Below are 4975 nucleotides of genomic sequence, written 5' to 3'. Positions count from 1 at the left end.
CAAATTACAAATAACAAATTACAAATAAAACTCAAATACCAAATCCCAATGTCCAATAAAACCATAACTTTCAGTGATTTTGTTTGATGCCGAACCGTCGGCATTGAAAATTGGATTTTGGAAATTATCCCGCCTTCCCGGGATGCCGAGCCGTCGGCACTTGTTATTTGGGATTTGATATTTGTGATTTCAAATTCTGCCAAAAAGCTTGTGCTCGAATGCTTTTATCGAGTATGGCAGAAAATTACCTGTCAGTTACTAACTTATATCAACTCTTGTTTTTCTTTTTGGCGCTTCGTTTCCCTCTGTGTTGCATTTTTTTGCTAATTTTTACTTGTAATTTGCTGCAAATTTAATGGCGTAAACCCGAGTCCATCCGGCTCTCGTCCGGTTTTTAATCTATTGACAATTTCCCAGGAGCTTAAATCGATAACCGTGACGATATCTGCATTGGTGTTGGCAATATAAGCAAACCCTCCGTCCGGGTGGATAAAAATGCCAACCGGTACCGGGCTGTCGCCAAATCGATTGCTGAACAAGCGAATTTCAGTTCCTTCTTTTGCCTTGAGTTTCATGGGGATTCGGCGGACTTCCTGCCGTACTTTTGTATCAAACACAGCAACATCCCCGGAACGAGCATTTGAAACCAGGGCAAATTTTCCGTCCGGTGTAAATTTGACTCTAATTGGATAGGATTTCGATTCCAGGGTGTGCACGATTTTTAGAGACCCGATATTGATGATACTCACACTATCGTCGGCGCGATTACTCACCCAAACCTCGCTGCCGTCCGGTGAAACATCGATACCCTCGGCGCCCGCGCCGGTTTCGATTATTTTAATTGATGCGGATTTTTTTACATCGATCACATTAACTGAACCAGAACGTATATTTGCCACAAAGGCAAGGTTAACAGCAGGTGCAAAAGCAACCATGTGGCTCACTTCCTGCCCGGTTAGGATGGCCTTTTCTACAGTGCCACTCTCCAGATCAATCACAAGCAGGGCTTTCTCGGCTTCGGCGGTTACCAGTAATTCATTTCCGCCTGGCAAAAAAATCAAGCCGTGGGGTTTATGGTAATCCCCCAAATCAATTGTCCTGGAAACTTTTAGTTGGGACAGGTCAATGACGGTAAGCGTCGAGCCTGGAGCTTCGCGATTTCCATAATTTGTGACGACTGCCGTTTTCCCATCCGGCGTTACTGCAGCCTCATGCGGTCCGTCGCCGGTTGGAATGGTTACGATGGTTTGATTATTTTTGAGAGAAATAATGGAAGCGGAGGCATCAGATTTGTTGAGGACAATTAAGGTGCCGTTTGCAGGTACCGGACTCTGTGCAGAAGAAATCGTTGAAGATATAAAGATTGCAAAAACAAAGATAACAAATTTTTCTAAAAGTCTCATTCTTCCCTCCTCCTGTTAAAAGATTGAGATGGTTTACATTTCCAGACGTTATTTTCCCGGTAAGGTCGAATCTGCTTTTATTTTAATTCCAGATCTTTGAAGAGTCTCCCTTGTCTAATATGTGAGCAACTAGTCTTTTTTGGAATTCGATGTTTTTAAGTATTCAGGCAGATCGAGGTGGGAGTCATCCTCCCCCCACTTGATCCACTCAAATGCGGATTTACAATCAAGACAAAAGTGAAGCGTCACCATAATAGAGGTGCCGAAATCGGATTGTTTTTCAGTGTTGGTCGAGCCACAAAATGTGCACTTTTTATTTGCAGGAGCCATTTAACTTAGTTTAAAAACTTTGTTCTTGCTGCCACGAAGATGATAGAGGATTTCTTCGTCAGGGCCTGTTTTGCTTAGACGGCGAGTTTTAGGATCCCAGTTATTCCAATCAAAGGTCGTGTTCAGCTGCCAGGTTCCATTGGCCTTTGACAGGCCGAGATCAACTTCCAAACTAGCAGCCAAATTTCCTAACTCCGAAAGGTATTTATCTAAAATTTCTGAGTTGTTTTCGGACTTAATTCCGGCTCGTACCAGAACCCGGTCGTATTCTGAATCCGGCGGCCCAAACCACTCCACAACTTTAACCAGCGCACTTTGGGCGCTTTCCTGGATCGCTTGTTTTGTTTCGGGGCTTTTTTTTGCCAACGTTCTGAACCAGCCCTGGCCATGATGAATGTGGTACCTTTCCTCATCGAGCATCTTTTCCAGGCTCATGTGCAGAGGTTTAAAAGTAGAGTTTTTCATTGAGAAGAGTAACGTGGTCACCGCCAGGTCAACGAGATAATTAGCGGCAACAATGTCCGGCCAGCTTTTTATTTCATTATCAAGGTAAGAGATGTTGGCGAATTCTTCAGGTTTAGCGGACTCGACTAATTTTTCAGGATTATCCTTATAGTGCTTGGTTAAAAGTGCATGCAGAAGGCGGACGTGTCCTAACTCGGACTGGCATAAGGAGCAACAGGCAACCGCGGCCTCAATTTCCGGTGGTCCGAAGGTCCACTCACCGTAATGATATCCTAAAAGCAGCTTGGTATCGGCGCAGGCTAAAAGAAGATACCTGAGAGCTTCCTTGCATTCGGGAGTCATGCCTTCGGTTGATTCAAAGATTTTCTTTTTTTGGGTATCAGTCATTTAGTTCTAATTCCTGCGTTATTCTTGAGAAGGAGTTAATTCCCCCAGAGAGGAATTTTACTATCATGGGTAACTGGAATTACGGATTTTCGCGGGATGACACACATCTCCACCCAATTTTCTTCGTCATACATGGTCCAGGCGTACACTTTGGCGAGTTCGTCATCGGAGGCATTTAAGCTGCCGACATGTTGAAGCGTTTCTTTGTGCGTCTTGCGGGCAAATACTTCATAAACCTGATCTTGAGCCATTTGCTCTCCTAATTCGGGAAAATATCTGCAAATCTTTTTACCTTTTGCTCAGCCATTAGCGCTGGGGTTTTTATCAGCAGTCATTACGCTGCGCTGTCATTTAGTAGGCCGTTTTGCTACTCTCAATAATGACGCCGAAGGCAGATGACCCTATAACTTAATGACGTTTTTTGTCATTCACTTCGCTGTCATTGGGTTGCTATTGCTCAAAGATCAAAGAAAACACTTCGATCAAACCCCCACACCGTAATATTGCAAAATTTCACGGCCTGCAGGAGTAATCTTATTCCGGGTCCAGGGGGGACTCCAAACGATCTCTATGTCGACATTTTTTACGCCGGAAATTTTTCTGACCGCCTCATCAACATCCAACAGAATCATATCCATCGCGGGACATCCCATGGCTGTAAACGTCATCTCAATTGCTACTTTCGCTTGAAGTACCTCAACTTTATAGATCATCCCCAAATCGACAATACTGAGCGGATATTCGGGATCGTTAACTTCCTTTAAAGCCTGCCAAACCTGATTTTCAGTTACCAAAGGCGGCCTCCGAAAATGCTGTCTAGATCCCCTTGCACCATTGCTGTATATGTTTTGTTCATTGGCCCGCGAGCTTTCCAGCGCTCAAATACCTGGTCCCAGGTCATCGGTTCATCAAACAACCAGCGTTTTTCGTCAGGATCATATTGACACGGAAACGGGTAATCGAGAATGTATTCTTCTTTTTCTTTATCATAGTGAGCCGGCACTTTAATGCCAATTTTTTCACAAAGGGGCACGGTGGCGTCCATCCAGGTTTGGCGAAGCTGGTCGTTGGTTTTACCTTTAAGGCGGTAATCCAATTGCCCGCTGTGGTGTTTGAGTTCGTCCGGCAAACCAAACCACTCAATGGTCATGGGAAACATCCAATCGACTGCGCGCTGCAGGAGTTCTTTCGCTTCTCCTCCGGCTTTTGAGAGGCGTTTCATCCAGGATTCACCATGACGTAAGTGGAGAATTTCTTCCCGGTCCACTTTAACCAGAGATCTTTTCAGGGGGCCATAGCTGGTATTTTCAAGTACATCACCTAATAAGCAGATTCCGGCTCGATCAAAAAAGCCGTTTGCCACCACCATTTCTGCCCAGTTTTCCAACGGTTGGTCAAATCCGTAGGGATGCTTAAACTCATGGGGTTTCCTGCCATAAACCAGCCAGTGCTTATCAACACCAAGGTCTTCCATAATTCGATAGGCAATATTAGCATGCCCCAGCTCATCATGAATGATTGCTGTTACTGCGATTCGGCTGTTGATGGTAGGCGCATCTCTTGACGCCAGATAATACGCCGGAGCGCTCATTAGCTCCGTATCCCCCTGAACTGTCAGCTGAGTAATTAAAGATTTCTTATAGCCCGGAGTCATGTCTTCTTCCGATTCCAGCATAAATCCGTTGCGGATTTTTTCTATCAGTTCCTGTTCTGCTTGACCGTTTTTTTTGTCTGCTGCCATAAAGGGTTCCTTGTGAGTTTTACCTGAATGAATCTTTGAATATAACATTGGAAGTAAAAAAAAGCAAGCAAAGTTATTTAACAACTTTCTTGACTTTTGTATCGTTCCTAAATACTTTAGCGAAAAAAGAAGGTGGATTATGAAATCAATTTTAGGTTTACTTTTTTGGGTCGTTTTAATTACAGCTAACTCTACTTTTTCTCAAAATCTACTTTTAAAAAATGGCCATATTGTCAATCCTGCAACACAAGAAATCACCAACGGTCATTTAGTAATTCAAGACGAAATAATCAAATACATTCTCAAGAAAGCCCCGGAAACTTTCGACGGTGAAGTCATCGATCTTTCAGGAAAATGGCTAATCCCAAGCCTGAACGACATGCACACCCACTCTTACGGAAACGCAGGGCCGGGAAGAACAACACAGTTTTTGTCAACCGCCGGCACGGCAAAAATGATGCTTTACTGCGGCGTCACCGGCTTCTTAGATCTTTTCAATGCTGAGGATTATATCATAAACTTGCGTAATCAACAGCGGACTAAAGGTCTGCCCGGCGCGGATATTTACTGTGCCGGCCCGTGTTTTACTTGCACAAACGGCCACTGCACCGAATACGGTGTCCCGACCCGGGTCATCAACTCCCCTGAA

The 4975-nt window shown here is 44.3% G+C and carries 6 protein-coding genes; 1 reads left to right on the top strand and 5 read right to left on the bottom strand.

The window, feature by feature from the left end; genetic code table 11:
* Window positions 1-323: 323 nt before the first annotated feature.
* From IH879_19570 to IH879_19550, 5 genes are all read right to left on the bottom strand, one after another.
* Window positions 324-1403 (bottom strand): beta-propeller fold lactonase family protein, encoded by a 1080-nt coding sequence (locus IH879_19570; protein ID MCH7677127.1) that lies wholly within the window; start codon window positions 1401-1403, stop codon window positions 324-326.
* A gap of 330 nt (window positions 1404-1733) precedes the next feature.
* Entirely contained in the window at window positions 1734-2585 is an 852-nt protein-coding gene (locus IH879_19565) for a phenylacetate-CoA oxygenase subunit PaaI (GenBank protein MCH7677126.1), read from the bottom strand.
* A 35-nt stretch (window positions 2586-2620) separates the two neighbouring features.
* Window positions 2621-2836, bottom strand: a complete 216-nt coding sequence (locus IH879_19560) for a phenylacetic acid degradation b (GenBank protein ID MCH7677125.1) — start codon at window positions 2834-2836, stop codon at window positions 2621-2623.
* A 231-nt stretch (window positions 2837-3067) separates the two neighbouring features.
* Window positions 3068-3379, bottom strand: a complete 312-nt coding sequence (locus tag IH879_19555) for a metal-sulfur cluster assembly factor (GenBank protein ID MCH7677124.1) — start codon at window positions 3377-3379, stop codon at window positions 3068-3070.
* Window positions 3373-4260, bottom strand: a complete 888-nt coding sequence (locus tag IH879_19550; GenBank protein ID MCH7677123.1) for a phenylacetate-CoA oxygenase subunit PaaI — start codon at window positions 4258-4260, stop codon at window positions 3373-3375. Before IH879_19550 ends, IH879_19555 begins: the two co-directional genes overlap by 7 nt.
* Before the next feature lie 205 nt (window positions 4261-4465).
* Here IH879_19550 and IH879_19545 point away from each other — a divergent pair.
* The coding region (locus IH879_19545; GenBank protein MCH7677122.1) for a hypothetical protein at window positions 4466-4975 on the top strand (510 nt) is incomplete at its 3' end.

This window comes from candidate division KSB1 bacterium (assembly GCA_022562085.1).
Taxonomy (GTDB): Bacteria; Zhuqueibacterota; Zhuqueibacteria; order Oceanimicrobiales; family Oceanimicrobiaceae; genus Oceanimicrobium.
Note: the sequence above shows the minus strand (reverse complement) of the source record. Positions and strands in the feature narration are given on the sequence as shown.

Bases quoted from the DNA above. Each gene is read 5' to 3' on its own strand.
- IH879_19560 (MCH7677125.1), bottom strand. From the start codon at position 2,836: ATGGCTCAAGATCAGGTTTATGAAGTATTTGCCCGCAAGACGCACAAA.
- IH879_19565 (MCH7677126.1), bottom strand. From the start codon at position 2,585: ATGACTGATACCCAAAAAAAGAAAATCTTTGAATCAACCGAAGGCATG.
- IH879_19550 (MCH7677123.1), bottom strand. From the start codon at position 4,260: ATGCTGGAATCGGAAGAAGACATGACTCCGGGCTATAAGAAATCTTTA.
- IH879_19570 (MCH7677127.1), bottom strand. From the start codon at position 1,403: ATGAGACTTTTAGAAAAATTTGTTATCTTTGTTTTTGCAATCTTTATA.